21 protein-coding genes are annotated in these 19,369 nt (G+C 66.7%); 15 read left to right on the top strand and 6 right to left on the bottom strand.

What is annotated here, in order from left to right; genetic code table 11:
* Positions 1 to 16 precede the first annotated feature (16 nt).
* Positions 17 to 781, bottom strand: coding sequence for a YebC/PmpR family DNA-binding transcriptional regulator (locus ACFQY2_RS12315; RefSeq protein WP_378746113.1), 765 nt, complete (start codon positions 779 to 781; stop codon positions 17 to 19).
* Positions 782 to 904: 123 nt separating this feature from the next.
* Between ACFQY2_RS12315 and ACFQY2_RS12310 the strand changes: the two genes are divergently transcribed.
* Positions 905 to 2,269, top strand: coding sequence for a pyridoxal phosphate-dependent decarboxylase family protein (locus ACFQY2_RS12310; protein WP_378746112.1), 1,365 nt, complete (start codon positions 905 to 907; stop codon positions 2,267 to 2,269).
* 25 nt (positions 2,270 to 2,294) lie between these two features.
* Here the strand turns inward: ACFQY2_RS12310 and pdxT are convergent, their stop codons facing one another.
* Positions 2,295 to 2,888, bottom strand: a complete 594-nt coding sequence (pdxT, locus tag ACFQY2_RS12305; RefSeq protein WP_378746111.1) for a pyridoxal 5'-phosphate synthase glutaminase subunit PdxT — start codon at positions 2,886 to 2,888, stop codon at positions 2,295 to 2,297.
* A 7-nt stretch (positions 2,889 to 2,895) separates the two neighbouring features.
* Positions 2,896 to 3,798: a pyridoxal 5'-phosphate synthase lyase subunit PdxS gene (pdxS, locus tag ACFQY2_RS12300; RefSeq protein ID WP_378746110.1), complete on the bottom strand. Its 903-nt coding sequence runs from the start codon at positions 3,796 to 3,798 to the stop codon at positions 2,896 to 2,898.
* Between the two features lie 81 nt (positions 3,799 to 3,879).
* Between pdxS and ACFQY2_RS12295 the strand changes: the two genes are divergently transcribed.
* Positions 3,880 to 5,187, top strand: coding sequence for an aminotransferase class I/II-fold pyridoxal phosphate-dependent enzyme (locus tag ACFQY2_RS12295; RefSeq protein ID WP_378746109.1), 1,308 nt, complete (start codon positions 3,880 to 3,882; stop codon positions 5,185 to 5,187).
* 30 nt (positions 5,188 to 5,217) lie between these two features.
* Entirely contained in the window at positions 5,218 to 6,069 is an 852-nt protein-coding gene (pdxY, locus tag ACFQY2_RS12290; RefSeq protein ID WP_378746107.1) for a pyridoxal kinase PdxY, read from the top strand.
* Between the two features lie 33 nt (positions 6,070 to 6,102).
* On the opposite strand, the gene ACFQY2_RS12285 is transcribed toward pdxY, so the two are convergent.
* From ACFQY2_RS12285 to ACFQY2_RS12275, 3 genes are all read right to left on the bottom strand, one after another.
* Entirely contained in the window at positions 6,103 to 6,660 is a 558-nt protein-coding gene (locus tag ACFQY2_RS12285; RefSeq protein WP_378746106.1) for an HIT family protein, read from the bottom strand.
* Positions 6,657 to 8,594 carry a threonine--tRNA ligase gene (gene thrS / locus ACFQY2_RS12280; RefSeq protein WP_378746171.1) on the bottom strand — a complete coding sequence of 646 codons (1,938 nt, stop codon included), beginning with the start codon at positions 8,592 to 8,594 and terminating at the stop codon, positions 6,657 to 6,659. Before thrS ends, ACFQY2_RS12285 begins: the two co-directional genes overlap by 4 nt.
* A gap of 359 nt (positions 8,595 to 8,953) precedes the next feature.
* Positions 8,954 to 9,121, bottom strand: coding sequence for a hypothetical protein (locus ACFQY2_RS12275; RefSeq protein WP_378746105.1), 168 nt, complete (start codon positions 9,119 to 9,121; stop codon positions 8,954 to 8,956).
* A 217-nt stretch (positions 9,122 to 9,338) separates the two neighbouring features.
* On the opposite strand from ACFQY2_RS12275, the gene ACFQY2_RS12270 reads away from it, so the two are divergent.
* The 12 genes from ACFQY2_RS12270 (at position 9,339) to ACFQY2_RS12215 (ending at position 19,345) form a co-directional block, all read left to right on the top strand.
* Positions 9,339 to 9,965, top strand: a complete 627-nt coding sequence (locus tag ACFQY2_RS12270) for a trimeric intracellular cation channel family protein (RefSeq protein WP_378746104.1) — start codon at positions 9,339 to 9,341, stop codon at positions 9,963 to 9,965.
* 59 nt (positions 9,966 to 10,024) lie between these two features.
* Positions 10,025 to 11,281, top strand: coding sequence for an amidohydrolase (locus ACFQY2_RS12265; RefSeq protein ID WP_378746103.1), 1,257 nt, complete (start codon positions 10,025 to 10,027; stop codon positions 11,279 to 11,281).
* 400 nt (positions 11,282 to 11,681) lie between these two features.
* Positions 11,682 to 12,848: a tyrosine-type recombinase/integrase gene (locus ACFQY2_RS12260; RefSeq protein WP_378746101.1), complete on the top strand. Its 1,167-nt coding sequence runs from the start codon at positions 11,682 to 11,684 to the stop codon at positions 12,846 to 12,848.
* Positions 12,849 to 12,934: 86 nt separating this feature from the next.
* A complete protein-coding gene (locus ACFQY2_RS12255) occupies positions 12,935 to 13,249 on the top strand; it encodes a hypothetical protein (RefSeq protein ID WP_378746100.1) in 315 nt (104 codons plus the stop codon).
* Between the two features lie 641 nt (positions 13,250 to 13,890).
* Positions 13,891 to 14,103 (top strand): helix-turn-helix domain-containing protein, encoded by a 213-nt coding sequence (locus ACFQY2_RS12250; protein WP_378746099.1) that lies wholly within the window; start codon positions 13,891 to 13,893, stop codon positions 14,101 to 14,103.
* Positions 14,104 to 14,280: 177 nt separating this feature from the next.
* The gene (locus tag ACFQY2_RS12245) at positions 14,281 to 15,078 is read left to right on the top strand and encodes a hypothetical protein (protein ID WP_378746098.1); all 798 of its coding nucleotides are present in this window, start codon (positions 14,281 to 14,283) and stop codon (positions 15,076 to 15,078) included.
* A gap of 354 nt (positions 15,079 to 15,432) precedes the next feature.
* Positions 15,433 to 15,771 carry a WhiB family transcriptional regulator gene (locus tag ACFQY2_RS12240; RefSeq protein ID WP_378746097.1) on the top strand — a complete coding sequence of 113 codons (339 nt, stop codon included), beginning with the start codon at positions 15,433 to 15,435 and terminating at the stop codon, positions 15,769 to 15,771.
* A complete protein-coding gene (locus ACFQY2_RS12235) occupies positions 15,768 to 16,121 on the top strand; it encodes a hypothetical protein (RefSeq protein ID WP_378746096.1) in 354 nt (117 codons plus the stop codon). The genes ACFQY2_RS12240 and ACFQY2_RS12235 overlap by 4 nt, the downstream gene beginning before the upstream one ends.
* Before the next feature lie 104 nt (positions 16,122 to 16,225).
* Positions 16,226 to 16,696 carry a hypothetical protein gene (locus tag ACFQY2_RS12230; protein ID WP_378746095.1) on the top strand — a complete coding sequence of 157 codons (471 nt, stop codon included), beginning with the start codon at positions 16,226 to 16,228 and terminating at the stop codon, positions 16,694 to 16,696.
* Between the two features lie 178 nt (positions 16,697 to 16,874).
* Positions 16,875 to 17,735, top strand: a complete 861-nt coding sequence (locus tag ACFQY2_RS12225; protein WP_378746094.1) for a phage major capsid protein — start codon at positions 16,875 to 16,877, stop codon at positions 17,733 to 17,735.
* A gap of 441 nt (positions 17,736 to 18,176) precedes the next feature.
* Entirely contained in the window at positions 18,177 to 18,791 is a 615-nt protein-coding gene (locus ACFQY2_RS12220; RefSeq protein WP_378746093.1) for a hypothetical protein, read from the top strand.
* 107 nt (positions 18,792 to 18,898) lie between these two features.
* The gene (locus ACFQY2_RS12215; protein ID WP_378746091.1) at positions 18,899 to 19,345 is read left to right on the top strand and encodes a hypothetical protein; all 447 of its coding nucleotides are present in this window, start codon (positions 18,899 to 18,901) and stop codon (positions 19,343 to 19,345) included.
* Positions 19,346 to 19,369: the final 24 nt, after the last annotated feature.

The raw sequence follows: 19,369 nt of genomic DNA, 5'->3' as shown, positions 1-19,369 counted from the left end.
CCGCCGTCCGGCGGCGTCAGTCTTCCTCTTCGCTCTCGAGCTCGGCCTGCACTTCGGCGCTGAGGTCGAAGTTCGTGAATACGTTCTGCACGTCGTCGCTGTCCTCGAGTGCGTCGATGAGGCGGAAGACCTTGCGTGCCGTGTCGGCGTCGATCTCGACCTTGAGGTTCGGAACGAATTCGACGTCCGCGGACTCGTAGTCGATGCCGGCCTCCTGCAACGCGGAGCGCACCGCGACGAGGTCGCTCGCGTCGGTGATGACCGCGTAGCCCTCGCCGTGGCTCTCGATCTCCTCCGCACCCGCCTCGAGCGCAGCCATCATGACGTCATCCTCGGTGGTGCCCTCGGCTCCCACGACGATGACGCCCTTGCGGGTGAAGTTGTATGCGACGGATCCGGGATCGGCGAGGGTTCCGCCGTTGCGGCTCAACGTGGTGCGCACCTCCGCGGCGGCACGGTTCTTGTTGTCGGTGAGACACTCGATCATGAAGGCGACGCCGTTGGGTCCGTACCCCTCGTACATGATCGAGGCGTACTCGACGGACTCGCCGCCGATTCCGGCGCCGCGCTTGACCGCGCGATCGATGTTGTCCTTGGGGACAGAGGTCTTCTTCGCCTTCTGCACCGCATCGAACAGCGTCGGGTTGCCGGCGAGGTCGGCGCCGCCGAGCTTCGCCGCGACCTCGATGTTCTTGATGAGCTTGGCCCACGCCTTGGCGCGACGCGAGTCGATGACCGCCTTCTTGTGCTTGGTCGTAGCCCATTTGGAATGCCCGGACATATATCTCCGCTCGTCTTCTCCGCCCCGAGGCGCTGCCCAGGGCATCGTCCAGTCTAAGAGATCCTGTCGCTCCGCGCAGGCGTGCCATTGTCGGGTGGCGTCCGCGGTGGGAGAATTGGCGCCATGGATCCCAGGAGCCGTGCGCTCGATGCGGCCCACCGCCGCGCGTCCGAGTTCCTGCGCGGCGTCGACGATCGGCCGGTCTGGCCGAGGGCGGGTCTGGATGCGATGCTCGCGGCGTTCGGGGGCCCCTTGTCCGAGGACGGCGCGGAGCCGGCCGCGGTGATCGAGGAGATCGCGAGCCGTGCGGAACCGGGCCTCGTGGCCATCCCCGGCGGAAGATTCTTCGGCTTCGTTATCGGCGGCACGCATCCTGCTGCCCTCGGCGCCGACTGGCTGGTGTCGGCCTGGGACCAGAACTCCGGGTCGGCAACGCTCACACCGGCGACGGTCGCCATGGAACGCGTCGCCGGTCAGTGGATGCTCGAACTGCTGGGGCTGCCGGCAGAAGCGAGCGTGGGCTTCGTCACCGGCGGACAGCTCGCCAACTTCAGCTGCCTGAACGCCGCCCGCAACGCGGTGCTCGCCAGGGCCGGCTGGAACATCGCCGCCCAGGGGCTGCGGTCCTCCCCCGCGACGCGGGTCGTGGTGGGAGCGGATCGGCACAGCTCCGTCGATCGAGCGCTTCGCTTCCTCGGAGTGGGATCGGACGAGATGACGGTGATCGAGACCGACGACCAGGGTCGGATGCGGGTCGACGCGCTGGAATCGGCGCTGGTGAACGGCACCGGGCCCTTGATCGTCTGTCTGCAGGCCGGGGAGGTGCACACCGGGGCGTTCGACGACTTCGCGTCTCTCATTCCCCTCGCGAAGCAGCACGGCGCCTGGGTGCATGTCGACGGTGCGTTCGGTCTGTGGGCCGCCGCGTCTCCTGCCCTGAGCCGATTGACCGACGGCATGGCGCTCGCGGATTCCTGGGCCACGGACGCTCATAAGACCCTCAACGTGCCGTACGACTGCGGCATGGCGATCGTCCGCGACCCCGCCGACTCGATCGCGGCGTTCCGGACCGGCGGCGACTACCTGATCTATTCGGGGCTGGACCCCTGGGATGTGACTCCGGAGCTGTCGCGCCGAGCACGCGGTGTGCCCGCCTGGGCCGCGCTGCGCAGCCTCGGGCGCTCCGGCGTCGCGGAACTGCTCGACCGGCTCCATGCCAATGCCACGGCCATGGCCGAGGGACTTCGCGAGATCCCCGGCGTCGAAGTGCTCAACGACGTGGTCTACACACAGGTCATGTTCCGACTCCGGACGGATGACGACACTCGCGCCCTCGGCGAGGCGATCCTCGCCGACGGGACCGCGGCGGTGACGGGTGCGCAGTGGCGCGGGCGTGCATCGCTGCGCTGCTCGATGTCGTCCTGGGCCACGACGTCCGAGGACATCGCTCGCACGCTGACCGCCTTTCGGCATCTCATCACCGCCTGATCGGCTCCGCGACGCACCTCGGGGATCAGCTGCGCGTCGCGACCCGATCCAGGAAACGCCGATGCAGGCGCGGTTCGCCGCTCAGCTCGGGATGGAAGCTGATGCCGAGCAGGTTCCCCTGCTCGACCGCGACGATGCGTCCGTCATGCAGCGACGCCAGCGGCGTGGCATCCCGACCGACCTCCTCGACCACGGGCCCGCGGATGAAGGTCGTGTGCACCGGATCCGAGCCGAGCTCGGGAATGTCCAGATCGACCTCGAACGACTCCGTCTGCCGACCGAAGGCGTTCCGCCGGACGAGCACGTCCAGGCCGCCGAAGGTCTGCTGTCCTTGGATGGCGTCGACCAGGCGGTCGGCGAGCATGATGAGTCCCGCGCAAGTGCCGAGCACCGGCATGCCGTCGTGGATGGCCGCCCGGATGGGCTCCTGCAGGCCGAACATCCGCGACAGCTTGTCCATCACGGTCGACTCCCCACCCGGGATCACCAGTCCCTCGACCTGCGCGAGCTCCTCCGGGCGCCGCACGCGCACCACCTGTGCTCCGAGGTGCTCGAGCAGGGCGAGGTGCTCACGCACATCGCCCTGCAGCGCGAGCACGCCGACGCGAATCGCCGTCATCGGCGGCTTACCAGCCCCGCTCGGCCAGGCGGTGCGGCGCCGGAAGGTCGGAGACGTTGATGCCGACCATCGCCTCACCGAGGCCGCGCGAGACCTCCGCGATGACCTTCGGGTCGTCGTGGAACGTCGTGGCCTTCACGATCGCGGCCGCGCGTGCGGCCGGGTCGCCGGACTTGAAGATGCCGGATCCGACGAACACTCCGTCCGCGCCGAGCTGCATCATCATGGCGGCATCAGCAGGGGTCGCGACGCCGCCGGCGACGAACAGCACGACCGGCAGCGTGCCGGTCTCGGCGATCTCGGCGACCAGTTCGTACGGGGCCTGCAGCTCCTTGGCCGCGACGTACAGCTCGTCGGTGGACAGCGCCCCCAGGGCAGCGATCTCACCGCGGATCTTCCGGATGTGCTTCATGGCCTCGGAGACGTCACCGGTGCCCGCCTCGCCCTTGGAACGGATCATCGCCGCACCCTCGTTGATGCGGCGCAGCGCCTCGCCCAGGTTGGTCGCACCGCAGACGAAGGGCACGGTGAAGGGCCACTTGTCGATGTGGTTCACGTAGTCGGCGGGCGAGAGCACCTCGGACTCATCGATGTAGTCCACGCCCAGCTCCTGCAGCACCTGCGCCTCGACGAAGTGCCCGATGCGCGCCTTCGCCATGACCGGGATGGAGACCGAGGCGATGATGCTGTCGATCATGTCGGGATCGCTCATGCGCGACACGCCGCCCTGAGCGCGGATGTCGGCCGGGACGCGCTCCAGGGCCATCACGGCGACGGCTCCCGCGTCCTCGGCGATCTTCGCCTGGTCGGCCGTGACGACATCCATGATCACGCCGCCCTTCAGCATCTCGGCGAGTCCGCGCTTGACGCGCTGTGATCCGGTGGTGGGTGTCTGCTCTGCGGCTGCCATCGTGTCTCCTTCGGCGGGAATCGGGTGAGTACAAACAGTTTATTGACCTATGTCAAAAGATAGCACCCTAGAATCGAGGCGATGGACCTCGATATCACCGGAACCACGGCCGCGGAGATCGCCGACAGCGTGCGGGCTCTGCGCGAGCGCGGGATGCTCCGCCCCGGCGACGCGCTTCCGCCGGTTCGCGAGCTCGCCGGCATCCTGGGCGTCAACCGCAACACCGCCGTGGCCGCGTACCGCCAGCTCGCGCAGGCGGGCCTGGTCGTCTCCAGGGGCCGAGGAGGCACGCTGATCGCGGGTGCTGCGCACGTCGCCCAGGAGGGCGCCGACAACGACACGGTGCTGCACGACATCGGATCGGGAAACCCCGATCCGGCGCTCATCCCCGATCCGTCCGCCGCACTGCGCGGAATCGTCGGCCGGCCCGTGCTCTACGGGGAGCCCGTCATCGACCCGGGTCTGGAGGAGTGGGCGCGCGCCTGGATGCTCGCAGACCTCCCGCGCGATGATCTGCGCGTCACGGTCACCAGTGGCGCCGTCGATGCCGTCGAGCGTCTGCTCGCCCAGGCGCTCACGCGCGATGACGCGGTGGCTCTGGAGGATCCCTGCTTCCTCGCCAGCATCCACACCGTCCGCCTGGGTGGATACCGCGCCGTCCCCGTCCCCGTCGACGCGGAGGGCATGACCGTCGCCGGCCTGCAGGCCGCCTTGGACGCCGGTGTCAGGGCGATCATCAGCACGCCGCGCGCGCAGAACCCCACAGGGGTGAGTCTCACACCAGCTCGTGCGGCGGCGCTCAGGGAGGTGCTGGAGCCGCATCCGTACGTGCTGATCGTCGAGGACGACCACTTCTCCATGCTCTCGGTCCACCCGTACGCGTCTCTGATCGGCCCCGGACATCGTCGGTACGCTCTGGTGCGGTCGGTGTCGAAATTCCTCGGCCCCGACATGTGCCTTGCCCTGGCGGCCACCGACCCGACCACCGCCGAGCGGCTGGCCATGCGATTGAACCCGGGGACGACGTGGGTGAGCCACCTGCTGCAGCGTCTCGCGCACGCGCAGCTGTCGGATGCCGGCGTCCGACAGCAGATCGCGGATGCCGCACGCCACTACGCCGAGCGGAACAACGCGTTCACCGCGCAGCTGGCCTCTCGCGGCATCCGGACCGACTCCACCGACGGGCTGAGTCTCTGGGTGCGCCTGCCCGTGCCGGCACGGGTCGCGGCGGAGCGGATGATGCGCCGCGGCTGGCTGGTGCGCACCGGAGACGAGTTCCGCATCGACGAGGCATCACCGGCATCGGACCATCTGCGGCTCACCGTGCACGATCTGTCCGAGCAGGACACGGCGCGCCTGCTCGACGATCTCCAGAGCGCCGTGCGCTGAGCCGTCCTTGCGCGGTGAGAGGATGTCAGGATGAAAATGCTCTCGATCCAGTCGGCTGTGGCGTACGGTCACGTCGGCAACTCCGCCGCCGTCTTCCCGTTGCAGCGCATCGGCGTGGAGGTGCTCCCCGTGTACACGGTCAACTTCTCCAACCACACCGGCTATGGCGCGTGGCGCGGTCCGATGATCGATCCGAGCGACGTGCGCGACGTGGTCACCGGGGTCGAGGAGCGCGGGGTTCTCCCCCACATCGATGCGGTCCTCAGCGGGTATCAGGGCGGCGAGGGAATCGGTGACGTCATCATCGATGCCGTCGCACGCGTCAAGGCGGCCAATCCGGATGCCGTGTACGCGTGCGATCCGGTGATGGGAAACGCCAAGTCCGGATGCTTCGTCGCACCGGCGATCCCCGATCTGCTGCGCGACCGGGTCGTGCCTGTGGCGGACATCATCACGCCCAACCAGTTCGAGCTCGGGTATCTGACCGGCACCTCCCCCGACACCGTGGAGTCGACTCTCGCATCCGTGGACGCGGCGATGGCGATGGGGCCGTCGACCGTGCTGGTGACGTCGGTGGAGCGCCCCGACCGCGAAGAGGGCACCATCGAGATGCTCGCAGCCGACCGGACCGGCGCGTGGCTGGTCGCCACCCCGCACCTGCCCATGAAAGCCAACGGCTCCGGCGATGTCACGGCGGCGCTGTTCACCGCGCACTACGTCTCCACCGGTGATGCCAGGACCGCACTGGAGCGCACGGTCTCCAGTGTGTTCGACCTGCTGCAGCTCACCCTCGAGTCCGGGGACCGCGAACTGCAGCTGATCCAGGCGCAGGAGCGCTACGCGAACCCGCGCCTGCAGTTCACCGCGCGGCAGGTGCGCTGACCGGAGGCGCCGGCGACGGGGCGGCGGAAGGGATCAGCGCGGCCAGGCGTGCGCCACGGCCTCGCGCACCTCGCCGAGCAGCTGCGGCAGGGCCTTGGTCTTCGCGATGATCGGGAAGAAATTCGCATCCGACTTCCAGCGCGGCACGATGTGCTGGTGGAGGTGTCCGTCCACACCCGCACCGGCGACCGCGCCCTGGTTCATGCCCAGGTTGAAGCCGTCGCAGTTCGAGACCTGACGCAGCACGCGCATGCCGATCTGGGTGAGTTCGCCGATCTCGGCGACCTCCTCGGGCGTGGCCTGATCGTAGGTGGCGATATGACGGTACGGGCACACCAGGAGGTGACCGGAGTTGTAGGGGAAGAGGTTCAGCAGCACGTAGGCGGACTCGCCGCGTGCGACGATGAGCCTTTCGGGATCCGGATGCTTCGGCGCCTCGCAGAACGGGCACTCCTCGCGCAGCACCTCGGGTCCCGCCTGGATGTACGCCATCCGGTGCGGGGTCCACAGCCGCTGGAACTCGTCCGGCGCGCCGGCCAGCCGGCTTCCGTCCTCGACGGAGCCGGCCGGCTCGGCAGTGTCGGAAGTCATGCCAGATCCTCGGAGGTCATCACCCGCGCATGGGCGGCGATGGCCCGGCGGATGCGGTCGACCGCATCCGCCACCGGAACGCCGTTCTCCTGCGACCCGTCGCGGAAGCGGAACGAGACCGTGCCCGCCGAGCGGTCCTGCTCGCCGGCGATCAGGATCAGCGGCACCTTGGAAGTGGTGTGGTTGCGGATCTTCTTCTGCATCCGGTCGTCGGAGTGATCGACCTCGGCGCGGACGCCGGCGGCCCTGAGCTGACCGACGACCTCATCGAGGTAGCCTCCGAACTGCTCGGCGACCGGCACGCCCACGACCTGCGCGGGTGCGAGCCACAGCGGGAAGTCGCCTGCGTAGTGCTCGAGCAGGATGGCGAAGAAGCGCTCCACCGAGCCGAGCAGGGCACGGTGGATCATGACCGGGCGGTGCTTGGCGCCGTCCGGACCGGTGTACTCCAGCTCGAAGCGCTCCGGCTGGTTGAAGTCGAGCTGAATCGTCGACATCTGCCAGGTGCGGCCGATGGCATCCCGCGCCTGCACGGAGATCTTCGGACCGTAGAAGGCCGCCCCGCCGGGATCGGCGACCAGCTCCAGGCCGGAGGCGATCGCAACCTCGCGCAGCGTGTCGATGGCGGTGGTCCACTGCTCGGGCTCACCGAGGAACTTCGGGTTGCCCACCTCGTTGGTGGACAGCTCGAGGTAGAAGTCGTTCAGTCCGTAGTCGCGCAACAGCTCGAGCACCAGGTTGAGGTTGGTGGTCAGCTCCTCGCGCACCTGGTCCTGGGCGACGTAGATGTGCGCGTCATCCTGGGTCAGACCGCGCACGCGGGTCAGTCCCGACAGCGTGCCGCTCTTCTCGTACCGGTACACGGTGCCGAACTCCGCAAGCCGCAGCGGCAGCTCACGGTAGCTGCGACCGCGTGCGCGGAAGATGAGATTGTGGAACGGGCAGTTCATCGGCTTCAGGTAGTAGTCCTGACCCTGCCGAGTCACGTTCCCGTCCTCGTCCACGACCTCGTCCAGGTGCATCGGGGGGAACATGCCGTCGGCGTAGGTCTGGAGGTGCCCCGAGGTCTGGAACAGGTCCTTCTTGGTGATGTGCGGGCTGTTGACCACGTCATAGCCGTTGCGCAGCAGGTGACGGCGCAGGTTCTCCTCGATCTCGTAGCGGATGATGCCGCCGCGAGGGTGGAAGATGGCAAGACCCGAGCCGATCTCGTCCGGGAACGAGAAGAGATCCATCTCGGCGCCCAGCTTGCGGTGATCGCGACGCTCGGCCTCGGCGAGGCGCTCCTGATAGGCGCGCAGCTCGTCCTTGCTCGGCCACGCGGTGCCGTAGATGCGCTGCAGCTGCGGGTTCTTCTCGCTGCCGCGCCAGTAGGCGGCGGCCACGCGGGTCAGATCCCAGCCGTTGCCGAGCAGACGGGTGCTGGGCACGTGCGGTCCGCGGCAGAGGTCCTTCCAGGCGACCTCGCCGTCTTTCGACACATTGTCGTAGATGGTCAGTTCGCCAGCACCGACCTCGACGGATGCTCCCTCCGCCGCATCCGCACCGGAACCCGGGCCACCTGCCAGATCGATCAGTTCGAGCTTGAAAGGCTCGTTCGCAAGCTCGTTGCGGGCCTCGTCCTCGGTGACGACGCGGCGCGTGAAGCGCTGACCCTCGCGGACGATGCGCTGCATCTCCTTCGAGATGGATTTGAGGTCCTCGGGCGTGAAGGGCTCGTCGACGCCGAAGTCGTAATAGAAGCCGTCAGTGATGAACGGGCCGATGCCGAGCTTCGCACCGGGGCGGATGCGCTGCACCGCCTGCGCGAGCACGTGAGCGGTGGAGTGGCGCAGGATGTCGAGGCCGTCCTTGCTGTCGACGGTGACCGGCTCGACGACGTCGCCCTCAGCGACGGTCGCCGACAGATCCTTGAGGACGCCGTCCACGCGCATGGCGATGACGGAACGATCGGTGAACAGGGCGAAGCCGTCGCGCTGGTCGGCGCTGGGCTGGGCGAAGTCTGACACGGGGTTCTCCAGATTGACGATGGAATGAGACGACGGCTCAGCTTCGGGCGCACGCGCGCCCGCCCGCTCAGGCGCCCGTAGTTCGCGTGACGACAGCGGTGACAGAGGTCACGGTCCAGGTCGGCACGAATTCCATGAGTCAAGTCTACGCCGCAGCGCCGCGGCATCCGGAACGTCGCTCGCGCGCAGCGCCGACGCAGAGAGCAGGGGCTCCGGGAGAAGACGAGCTTCTCCCGGAGCCCCTGCTCCCTGCGTCGTGGCCTCGTCTCCGAGACCCGCGTGCGTCACGTGGTGGTGTTGCGACCTGTCACGGCCCTGATCAGCCATGCGATGACCGCAAGGGCGAGCAGGACGAGTCCCACCCAGAGAAGGAAGTTCAGCGACTGCACAAGACCACCGGTGATCGCGAGCACGATCGCCACGACGGCGATGATGATGAAGAGGATGTTCACCTCGACTCCTTTCCTCAGGACGCCAGGCCGACTTCCTTTCGTCAGAACGTCGGGCGCCTTCAGGGAAACGCTACGGAACGAGCACAGCCCGCGCACAGGGCCTTGACTGCGGCGCCGCGGCGTGCGTAGTGCACCGCGCGGCGCACGGAATCCGACGGGGAACGCTATCGTGCTGGGGTGATGGCCGACAGTCATCATCGACGACAAGGGGCGCCGCATGAACTGGGCACTGGTGCTGGATCTGCTCGGGACGTTCTTCTTCGCCATCTCGGGGAGCCTGCTGGCCGCGCAGCGCGGCTACGACATCATCGGCTCCCTGCTGCTCGGCAGCCTCACCGGGCTGGGAGGGGGCGTGATCCGCGATCTCATCATCGACAGGCCGCCGGTGGCATTCGACCAGCCGATCCACCTCGCTGCTCCCGTCGCGGCCGCGCTGCTGGTGTACTTCCTCGCGGCCGGCGTCGAACGACACTCGAGACCTCTGCTGATCTTCGACGCGGGCGGACTCGCGCTGTTCTGCACCACGGGCACGGCGACGGCTCTGAACGCGGGCATGAACCCGATCGCCGCCGTGCTGCTGGGCGTCACCACGGGGGTCGGCGGCGGCCTGCTGCGCGACGTGGTGGCCAATCGCGACCCGCAGCTGTTCACCCCCTCCGACCTGTACGCCGTACCGGCGTTGCTGGGGGCGGCGCTCACCGCGGCGCTGTGGTTCTCGCCGATCCCCCTCGCGCTGTCGACCTTCATCGCCGCCACCATCGTGTTCGTGTTCCGCGTGCTCTCGCTGCATTTCCACTGGCGCATCCCCCATGCGCGCGCCGGCTCGCAGGAGACCTCCCGCTGACGCCGCCCCGGTCGTATCGTGGCGGATGATGCCGCACGGCATCCGGAGGGAGCAGACCAGTGAGCGCCATCGCAGACGTCCTGGAGCACTACGAGTCCATCCGACAGGATCAGGAGGCGTTCTACCGCGACCTGCATCAGCACCCCGAGCTGTCCCATCAGGAGACGCGCACTGCCGCGGAGGTCGCGAAGCGGCTCACCGCGTGGGGATTCGATGTGAAGGCCCGGATCGGGGGCACCGGTGTCACAGGCGTGCTGCGCAACGGCGACGGCGCCGTCGTGCTCCTGCGCGCCGACATGGACGCGCTTCCCGTGCGGGAGAGCACCGGCGCCGACTACGCGAGCACGGTCGAGGCGACGGATGCCGAGGGTCGCACCACTCCGGTGATGCACGCCTGCGGCCACGACGTGCACGTGACGTGCCTGCTCGGTGCGTCACGGCTGCTCTCGGAGCATCGGGATGCCTGGAAGGGAACGCTGATCGCGCTGTTCCAGCCTGCCGAGGAGACCGGTGACGGCGCCAGGTCGATGCTGGCGGGCGGCCTGGCCGATGCCATCCCCCAGCCCGACGTCGCCCTGGCCCAGCATGTGCTGATCGGGCCGTCAGGAACGGTCGGCACCCGGATGGGCCCGGTGCTCTCCAGTGCGGACAGCGTGCGCATCACGGTGCACGGCAGGGGCGGGCACGGCTCGATGCCGCAGAACACCGTGGACCCGGTCATCCTCGCCGCGTTCATCGCCGTGCGGCTGCAGACCGTCGTGTCGCGCGAGATACCTCCGAGCGAGCCTGCCGTCCTCACGGTGGGCAGCATCCGGGCAGGCACCAAGAGCAACATCATTCCCGATGACGCCGTCCTCGAGCTCAACCTGCGCACGTACACGGCGCAGACCCGGGAGCGGATGCTGGCGGCGATCGAGCGCATCGCACGGGCCGAGAGCGCGGCGTCCGGAGCACCGAAGGAGCCGGATATCGAGGTCTACGACAGCTTCCCGTTGACCTCCAACGACGAGGCCGTGACGGCGAAGCTGGCTGCGGCCTTCCACGAGCACATCGGGGATCGGGCAGGCGAGCTCTCGCTGCAGACCGCCAGCGAGGACTTCAGCGACGTCCCGACGGCGTTGGGCGTGCCCTATGCGTACTGGGGCATCGGCGGCACCGACCCCGAGCTGTGGCGCACCGCCGTCGCGAACGGGACCGTCGAGTCCGACGTCCCGTCGAATCACTCCCCGCAGTTCCTGCCGGTGATGCAGCCGACGCTGCAGACCGGCACCGCAGCCCTGCTGGTGGCGGCCGGTGCGTGGCTGGGACGCGGGTGACCCCGAAACGCAGGAAACCCCCGGCGAACCGGGGGTTTCTGTGTCTGTGCGCGATACTGGGATCGAAACTGTATCAGCGCTACTGTCCTCAACTCCGATCCAACTGCAGAATTGCGCGATTCTGCCGCGTAATTTTGCGGAGCGTCCCGATCCAGTGTTAATGTCACTGGATAGCACAGATACGCACAACCGGGCATGCGATATTGCACGGTATTGCACGAAGTGGAGGTCGGGGCATGACCATTCAGAGCATCGAACCGGGGCAACTCACAGCGCGTCAGGTAGACGGCATCGCGTGCGTCGTCTGTGGTGATGAGCATGCGGTCATGGAACCGTTCGGGGCTGGCCCACACGGCCAACTGTTCCGCTGCACGTCCCACAAGAGCCAGAGCGCCGCCTAATGGCAGAGAAGAAGCGGAAGCGCCGCGAGTCATTCGGAGCAGTCCGCAAGCTTCCCAGCGGGCGCTATCAGGCCTCATACACCGGCCCAGACGGAGAACGCTACCCCGCGCCTCAGACGTTCGACGCGATCGACGACGCCCGCGGCTGGCTAGCGCGCAAACGCATCGAGATCGAGGACGGCGAATGGAGCCCGCGCGGCGCGAAGGCCGACCAGGACGCGAAGGCGGGCAAGGCTGAGACATTCGCCGCGTACGCCGAGCGCTGGGTAGCGACCCGCACGAACCGCCATGGCGATCATCTGCGTCCCCGCACCGCATCCGAGTACCGCCGGCTGATAGCTAAGCCGCTCGAGCCGTTCGCTGAGTCCCGACTGCAGGCTATCGACACCGAAGATGTGCGCGACTGGTATTCGGCGCTGGTGAAGTCCGGCACCAAGACGCAGGCCGCACGCGCCTACGAACTGCTCAAGTCGATTCTTGCTACCGCGGTGACCGATGGGCGGATCAAATCGAACCCGTGCCAGATCCGCGGGGCCGCATCCGCATCAACCGGCAAGAGAGTGGAGCCGCCGACCGGCGCCGAACTGCAGGTCATTGTGGACAAGATCACACCCCGGTTCAAGGCCGCTGTCATCATCGCCGCGTGGTCAGGTGTGCGCTACGGCGAAATGACAGAGCTGCGGCGAAAGGATCTCGACCTGATCCGCGACGATGACGGACATCTGCAGGTGATTGCAGTGAGCGTCGCGCGTGCTGTCGCTCACGTCACAGGAGAGGGTTTCATCGTCGGTTCGACCAAGAGCGAAGCGGGCGTGCGCACGATCGTTCTGCCGCCGCACGTCAATCGCATCGTTGAGGATCACCTACGCGACCACGTGAATCCGTTTGCAGAGTCGTTGCTGTTCCCCGCTGCTGATGGACACTCGCACCTCGCGCAGAGTGCGTTCTACAAGCACTGGAACCCGGCCAGGATCGCCGCTAAGCGCCCGGATCTCCCCTGGCACGGGCTGAGACACTACGGGGCCACACGGGCCGCTCTGGCAGGAGCCACGCTCAAGGAATTGCAGGCACGGCTGGGACATTCGACTGTTGCCGCCGCGATGAGATACCAGCACACAGCGGGCCGCGACGAAGAACTTGCCCGCCGGATGTCCGACCTCGCGTAGAGACTCACCGGCAACCGCCGGAAAGAAGATGCCCCCGACGTGTTGGAGCACGGCGAGGGCGAGAACATCAACACCTAGGAGATGAAATGTCCACCAACGAGACTACCCGTCAGAACGTCTGTACCTATGGCCGCGTCAAGAAGGCGATCGCACTCGACCTCGGAAACGAGCTCACCTCACTCATCGCGGATCGCGGGATGAGCAAGCCCGATGCCGCGGCAGCGCTCGGGTGGCCGATAGCCAAGCTCCGGCGGGTCACCGCTGGTTACGGCAAGTGGTTGCTCGGCGACATCGTCGACACGGCAGACGTGTTCGGCGGTGGCAACGTCGACGAGATGCTCCGACTGATCGGCATTGCGTCCCGCGCACGGCAGCGTGTGACCGCGGAGGTGGTGGCGTGACGGGCGCGGCGACCATCCGGATGGTGCGGGAAGGACTCGGATTCACTGTCGAGTATGCCCAGAAGATCACCGGTCGCCCGATTGGACGTATCGAGAGTGGCGAGGCGTTCGTGTCGCCCAAGATGATCTCGAACATTGCCGGCCTCCTCTGTGACGAACTCGTATCTCGCAGTCACGCGGTGAACGCATGATCGCCGAAAATGACTTAGACGACGCAGCAGTCCCGATTGCGTGGCTCCCGAAGTTGTTCGGCGTCAGCGATCGGACGATCCGCCGATGGTTGCTCGCCGACAACATCGCGACGTTTCCGCATCCCACGGAAGCATCTCGCCCTGGCATGCCCGATCTCGCAGTCCGGTTTGGCGACCTCATCGTCAATGGATCGCGTTGGAAACGTCAGAGTTGACAGCGTGTCCGGTAGCCCTATACCTTGAACGTAGTGTGAGGTTTCTTGCACTCTAATGCTCCGCAAAGCTTCTCAGCTATGCGGAGCATTCTTCGTTAGCGCCACCCGGCGGTAACTCTCTCCTACCGCCCTAGACGGGGCACTCTCAACCATTCGTTGAGTCTCCCCCGTCTGGGGGACGACTCTACCCAGGGCTCAGCTTCGGCTGGGCCTTTTGCCGTTAAGGAGTCAGATCATGGCCGCAAGCACGAACACCACGCCGACCGACCTGCAGGAATGGGTCAGCATCGAAGCCGCCGCAAACCTCTACGACGTCAGCCGCGACACCATCCGCCGTATGATCTCCCGCGGTGAGATCGAAGCCGTGCGCTTCGGCCCGCGTTTGATCCGAGTGAACATCGCAAGCATCCCCGCTGCCGTGCGTTCGATCGGCGGTGGTGCCCTGTGAATGAGGAAAGCCGCCCGAAGGCGGCTCCCGATGATCTGGCTGGCGAGCTGATCTCCCCTGACTCTACCCGCTGTATGCGATCGTCTCCCGTTGCCTTGCTGCGTCGGCCCGTCACTGTTAATGACGCTCTGCGTCATCTAGACGACTTCGTGCTGCCAGACGCAATCGAGGCAGGTGATGACCTCCACGATCTGTCTCGGAGCGCGATTCACGATGTCCCACGCTGAAGCAGCCGCGCTGAAAGAACGCCTTATCGGAGTACCTGTAACACCGTTTGAGCGCATCGTCCTGCTTGACATGGCCGAGAGCGTGAAGTCCGGCACCACCGTCTACAAGCACGGACACAATCGCCTTGCACTCGCGATAGGCAAACGCCCCGGCACTGCAGCGGCTAAACAGGCGCTCAGCGGGCGAATCTTGCCGGCGTTGCTGGCTAAGAAGCTTCTTGCGAAGATCTCCGATGCCCACCCAGGGTATAACGCAGAGTACGAGATCCTCGCTCTCCGCGAGGCTGTGGATAACTCACCGGAAATGGGTAACGGTCAACACGTAATGGGTAACGGTCTGTCGCGCGAATGGGTAACGGATTCCGCTGATATGGGTAACGCCCAGACCGTTACCCCATCGAAGGACACATCGACACTTAGCAGCGAAGCGGCGATCGCGCCTCATCCTGTGTCGAGCCCACCCGAGCCTGAACGCGCGTGTCGCCGCCACCCGAACGGGTGGGATCACGATGAGCGCTGCCGAACGTGTGGACAGGATCGCGAAGCGCACGAGCGATGGGCCGAACAGGTCACGTCACTGTGGCGTGACGAACTCGAGCGGCAACCGCGCTCGCTGGACGCGCTCACCCCATACGAGCGCTCGCAAATCGATTCCTACATCCGTGGGTATCGCGACAGCATCCCCGCCAACCTCATCCCCGCCGCCGAACGAGCGCGCGCAGAGCGCGAGAAAGAGCAAGCAGCATGACGACCCCCCACATCCAATGCTCGAGCATCGCATTTCTGGAAGCCGGCCAATCGATCACGTACGAGTCACCGTTCGGGAGTCTCAGCCAAACCGTCGGGCACGTTTGCGCGGGCCGATACGTCGCGATCACGCCCGAACTCAAGCACAACGGGCGCCTGATCGCGGAGATGCTCGCATGACCCCTGGCCCATGCATACGGCCACCGCATCGATTCGACACGGTCAGCGGATGGTGTGCGAACGGCTGCGGCTGGCGCGACGACGGGCAGAGCAGCTATCACCCCCGCGACCTCGGTTCGTGGGCGCCGCTCGACCTCATCGACATCACGGAACCTCGCCGACCCGTGATATCCGCATGAGCACACGACCCACGCCGACGACGACGAACCCAGAGCTATGGGCTCGACTGCTCGAGGCACTCGATCAGCGCGAGATCGGCACGCCGCAACAGAACGACCTGGCACATGCTGCCGCTACCGCATTCGCTGCCCTCAACAACGCGATGTCGACGACCCGGCCCGCCTGTCTGGGTGACGCCCGATTCACCGCCGACCACCTCACGGCACAGGACATCAAGGATCTCAGAACCGTCTGCGCATCCTGCCCGCTCGCCGACACTTGCGGTGACTACGCGAGCGCCGCATTCCCGCCCGCCGGCTTCTGGGCCGGCACCACTTGGAAGGAACAAACATGACGGATTCGGACCTCTTTCTGACGGATGCCGGAGTGACCCCGGTTTCGCATATCGAACTTGAAGGCGCGCGCCTTGCCGCGCGTCTCGCAGACAGTTACGCACAACGCGGACGGGCAAACGCGATCGTCCTCGAGGCCGTCGAACGAGTCGGCCCGGATCTGGCACCCCTGGTGCTATTCAACTCGTGCATCCGATTCTCGACCGAAGTTGTACCCGCACTGGTACGCACCGCAAATCAACTAGCCAAGGGCAGCACAGCGCCGCACCTCGGCGAGCAGTACATCGAACAGGCCGCGGCACACGTCGCGCGCATCGATGCGATCATCCGAAACGACCAGGAGGACGCATGACCACCACACCCACCCCGCAACCGGCCCGCGACCACGCCAGCACTCCCGAAGGGACCACAGACGCCACAGCGCCCATCCACGACGAGAGCGCCCCGCAGGCGAGCATGCTCGACTCCGAGCCGTCCCCAATCGATGACGCCGATGCCGACACGGATGCCGAAGAGATCCCCAGCGATCTGAAGGCCGCGCATCGTGAGGCCGCAAACCGTCGCAAGGAGCTACGAGCCGTCGAAGCAGAACGCGATGCCCTCTCCGGAACCGTTGCCGCCCTGCAGCGTCAGGTGGCCGAGCAGCTCATCAATCAGAACGATGACTTGCCGTACATGCACCGGCCCGCCGACTTGTTCGAGATCGGCGGGGTGAACGTCGCGGATCTCGCCGACGACGTCGGCGGCATCGAGCCCGGCAAGCTCGCCGCCGCACTCACCGAGCTGCAAGCCGAACGCGGCTACCTGTTCGGCCCGCGCCCCGTTACCGGGTATCCCCTGTTCGAAGCAATGAACCGCCAGATGATGCCATCCCCACCTGCAGCGACCGACCCCGGCGCGGCATGGCAGAAGGCATTGCACGACTGACAATCACACGGCCCGTCCGGTAGGATGAATACCGGACGGGCCACCGGGCACGGGCACGCGGATAGTAACCGCATAAGCCACAGCACCGGGCCGCAGACCACGACACCACCCCGAAGAATCGCATTCGCGAATACCGGGGGAATATCCGTCAGGTCTGCGAATATCCGAAAGGCCCATCATGGCTAACTCTTCCACCCTCTCCGTCCTCACCGGCGAGCAGGTCGGCCCGCTCATCACCGAGCCCCTGACCCGCGAATCCGTCGCCCTCGCCGTCTCAACCGTCGTCAACACGGACCAGGCCGCGTATCGCATCCCCCGCATCACCGACGACCCGTCCGCCGACTGGCTCGACGCGAACACCGAGATCCAGGCATCCGAAGCAACCGGCGCTGACCTCACCGTGAACCCCGCCAAGGTCGCTGGCATCAGCTACATCGCAAACGAGCTCGCCAACGATTCCGATCCTCAGGCCGCGGGCATCATCGGTCAGCGGCTCGCCGTCGACATCGCCCGCCGCATCGACCGGGCATTCTTCGGCACTGTCATCACCGACGACCAGGATGCGGACTACAACGCAGTCCGCCCGGTCGGTCTCGAGTCGATCGCCGGCGCCTCACTCAACAACATCGACGCCGTGCCGACTGCAGGACTCGATGCGTACATCGACGCTCTCGCCGCCGCAGAGTCCGAAGGCGTGGAACTGACCAGCTGGGTACTCAACCCCACCGATGCCGCAACCCTCGCAAAGGTCAAGACCGGCACCGGCTCCAACGTTCTGCTGCTCGGTGGCGGCGCGGAGAACGGCCCGAGCCGAACCATCCTCGGAATCCCCGTGCGCACCTCCCCGAGCGTCACGAGCGGCACCGCATGGGGCATCCCCGCCGCCCGCACGTTCGTCGTCCTGCGCCGTGACACTGAGGTTGTCATCGACCGCAGCGCACGATTCGAATACGACCAGACCGCGATCCGTGCCGTCTGCCGCATCGGCTTCGGCTTCCCCCACGCCCGCGGCATCATCCGCATCAAGGACGTCGCCTAGACCGCTGACCCGGACCGGTGAGAACCCGGCACCCGTGAGGACCGGCGCTGTCATGATGAGCGCTCCCCTCTCACCGCCCCGAGCTCAGCCCGCCGTGCTGAGTGATCCACTCCCACGGCACACCGCCCCGCTGATCCCTGAGACAGATCAGCGGGGCGGCTTCCCACATCACCGCACTGTCAAGCCACACGACACCCGTACCGGACGCCCCGCACCGAGCAGCACAGCCCCGCTCAGAGCATGGGGCCCGGACCCCCTACCCCCCTCCGTCTCCCGCTCGCAAGCGTTCTGTAGCTCGCCGTCTATGCGAATCCCCAGGGGTGAGCAGTGCAACGTCGCAGCGCTGACATCCGCATGATTCCGGGGTTTCCACTGCTCGCCGCCCCTGCTGGCCGAGTGGGCAGTGCGTCCGATTTCACCGAAATGAGAGTGAGCAGTGCCATGAGCACCCATGACGTTGAGCAGTGCATCAAGTCCTACCTGCGCGAGAATGACGGCACGGCCCCCGCCGGCGATGTGACCGCGCACGCTGTCGCCGCCGGTCACGCTGCATCGACCGTGCGCCGGGTCGCTGATCGCGTCGTGCTGAAGCAGCGCGAAGGCAACGCGTTCACCTGGTCGCTGAAGCCCGCCCCGAAGTTCACCCCGCCCCCTGCTCCCGCGCCGGCGACGCCGTCGCGGGTCGGTCACCTGGTGGACAAGAGCAAGAAGCCGAGCCTGTGGGATGCGATGCTCACCAACGGCATTCCGATGCGCCCCGATCCTTTCCCGAAGTTTGCCGACCCCGTGGCCGCACCAGTGACGGATGAGCGCCGCGAACGGCTCGGAGCACCGGAGCCCGAGTCGGCCGCACCCGCGTTCGAATCCCCTTACGCGCGACTCTCGCAGCGGGAACGACTCAACATGATCGAGCGGCGCCCGACCGTTGCGCACTACGCCGCACCGTCATTCACCGAGCTCACCGAGATGGAGACAATCACCATTCTCGAGGGTGACGACGACGGCCTGTACACGCTCGACCACACCGCCGGCGGCTCATCGCCGCTCCCCTACTGAATGGACAAGCCATGACCGTAAATGTCACGCCCCCGAACCTGACCCGACTGTTCAACGGACCCCTACTTTCCGACGAGCTCGAGTCCCGATACCTCCACGGCGTCGCCATGGTCTACCGACTCGAACCCTCAGCGTTCGGTCCGGATCTCGACCCCGCGGCATCGATCATGACCGCGATCGATCTGTCATTGCCGACCATCGACTGGGACACTCCCCAGCGCGTCGACGGCATCACGCCCGAGCAGCGCCGCATCACCATCGTTTCGTATCCTGTGACCGGCCCCAGCGCGCCTCTGACGTGGATTCCCCGACAGCGACAGATCGGCATGCCTCCGGCCCTTTTCGGGCTGTCAGGCGGCGCCGTGGCGGTCGTATGCACCGGCCACGCACTCAGCGAGGACACCATAGCCACGGCGACCGCTCGCGCGCGCCGCCACATCGAGACAGAACAAGCACACCAAGCCACCGAACTGCAGACATGGCGCGACGACACCGCCCGCCGCATCCGCGACGCCGTAAACGCTCGCCGCGAACTCATCTCAACACTGCTTTAGCTGATCATCCGACATGATCGGAAC

This window comes from Microbacterium sp. GCM10027623 (genome assembly GCF_042666935.1).
GTDB lineage: Bacteria > Actinomycetota > Actinomycetes > Actinomycetales > Microbacteriaceae > Microbacterium.
This window is presented reverse-complemented; position numbering and strand designations above follow the sequence as displayed.

What these genes read in the sequence shown, in the direction of transcription:
- ACFQY2_RS12310 (WP_378746112.1), top strand. Translation starts at nt 905, where the DNA reads ATGGATCCCAGGAGCCGTGCGCTCGATGCGGCCCACCGCCGCGCGTCC.
- ACFQY2_RS12235 (WP_378746096.1), top strand. Translation starts at nt 15,768, where the DNA reads ATGACGGATTCGGACCTCTTTCTGACGGATGCCGGAGTGACCCCGGTT.
- ACFQY2_RS12255 (WP_378746100.1), top strand. Translation starts at nt 12,935, where the DNA reads ATGTCCACCAACGAGACTACCCGTCAGAACGTCTGTACCTATGGCCGC.
- ACFQY2_RS12215 (WP_378746091.1), top strand. Translation starts at nt 18,899, where the DNA reads ATGGTCTACCGACTCGAACCCTCAGCGTTCGGTCCGGATCTCGACCCC.
- ACFQY2_RS12270 (WP_378746104.1), top strand. Translation starts at nt 9,339, where the DNA reads ATGAACTGGGCACTGGTGCTGGATCTGCTCGGGACGTTCTTCTTCGCC.
- ACFQY2_RS12240 (WP_378746097.1), top strand. Translation starts at nt 15,433, where the DNA reads ATGAGCACACGACCCACGCCGACGACGACGAACCCAGAGCTATGGGCT.
- ACFQY2_RS12260 (WP_378746101.1), top strand. Translation starts at nt 11,682, where the DNA reads ATGGCAGAGAAGAAGCGGAAGCGCCGCGAGTCATTCGGAGCAGTCCGC.
- ACFQY2_RS12285 (WP_378746106.1), bottom strand. Translation starts at nt 6,660, where the DNA reads ATGACTTCCGACACTGCCGAGCCGGCCGGCTCCGTCGAGGACGGAAGC.
- ACFQY2_RS12250 (WP_378746099.1), top strand. Translation starts at nt 13,891, where the DNA reads ATGGCCGCAAGCACGAACACCACGCCGACCGACCTGCAGGAATGGGTC.
- ACFQY2_RS12295 (WP_378746109.1), top strand. Translation starts at nt 3,880, where the DNA reads ATGGACCTCGATATCACCGGAACCACGGCCGCGGAGATCGCCGACAGC.
- ACFQY2_RS12245 (WP_378746098.1), top strand. Translation starts at nt 14,281, where the DNA reads ATGACCTCCACGATCTGTCTCGGAGCGCGATTCACGATGTCCCACGCT.
- ACFQY2_RS12315 (WP_378746113.1), bottom strand. Translation starts at nt 781, where the DNA reads ATGTCCGGGCATTCCAAATGGGCTACGACCAAGCACAAGAAGGCGGTC.
- pdxT (WP_378746111.1), bottom strand. Translation starts at nt 2,888, where the DNA reads ATGACGGCGATTCGCGTCGGCGTGCTCGCGCTGCAGGGCGATGTGCGT.
- thrS (WP_378746171.1), bottom strand. Translation starts at nt 8,594, where the DNA reads ATGCGCGTGGACGGCGTCCTCAAGGATCTGTCGGCGACCGTCGCTGAG.
- ACFQY2_RS12230 (WP_378746095.1), top strand. Translation starts at nt 16,226, where the DNA reads ATGCTCGACTCCGAGCCGTCCCCAATCGATGACGCCGATGCCGACACG.
- pdxY (WP_378746107.1), top strand. Translation starts at nt 5,218, where the DNA reads ATGAAAATGCTCTCGATCCAGTCGGCTGTGGCGTACGGTCACGTCGGC.
- ACFQY2_RS12220 (WP_378746093.1), top strand. Translation starts at nt 18,177, where the DNA reads ATGAGCACCCATGACGTTGAGCAGTGCATCAAGTCCTACCTGCGCGAG.
- pdxS (WP_378746110.1), bottom strand. Translation starts at nt 3,798, where the DNA reads ATGGCAGCCGCAGAGCAGACACCCACCACCGGATCACAGCGCGTCAAG.
- ACFQY2_RS12225 (WP_378746094.1), top strand. Translation starts at nt 16,875, where the DNA reads ATGGCTAACTCTTCCACCCTCTCCGTCCTCACCGGCGAGCAGGTCGGC.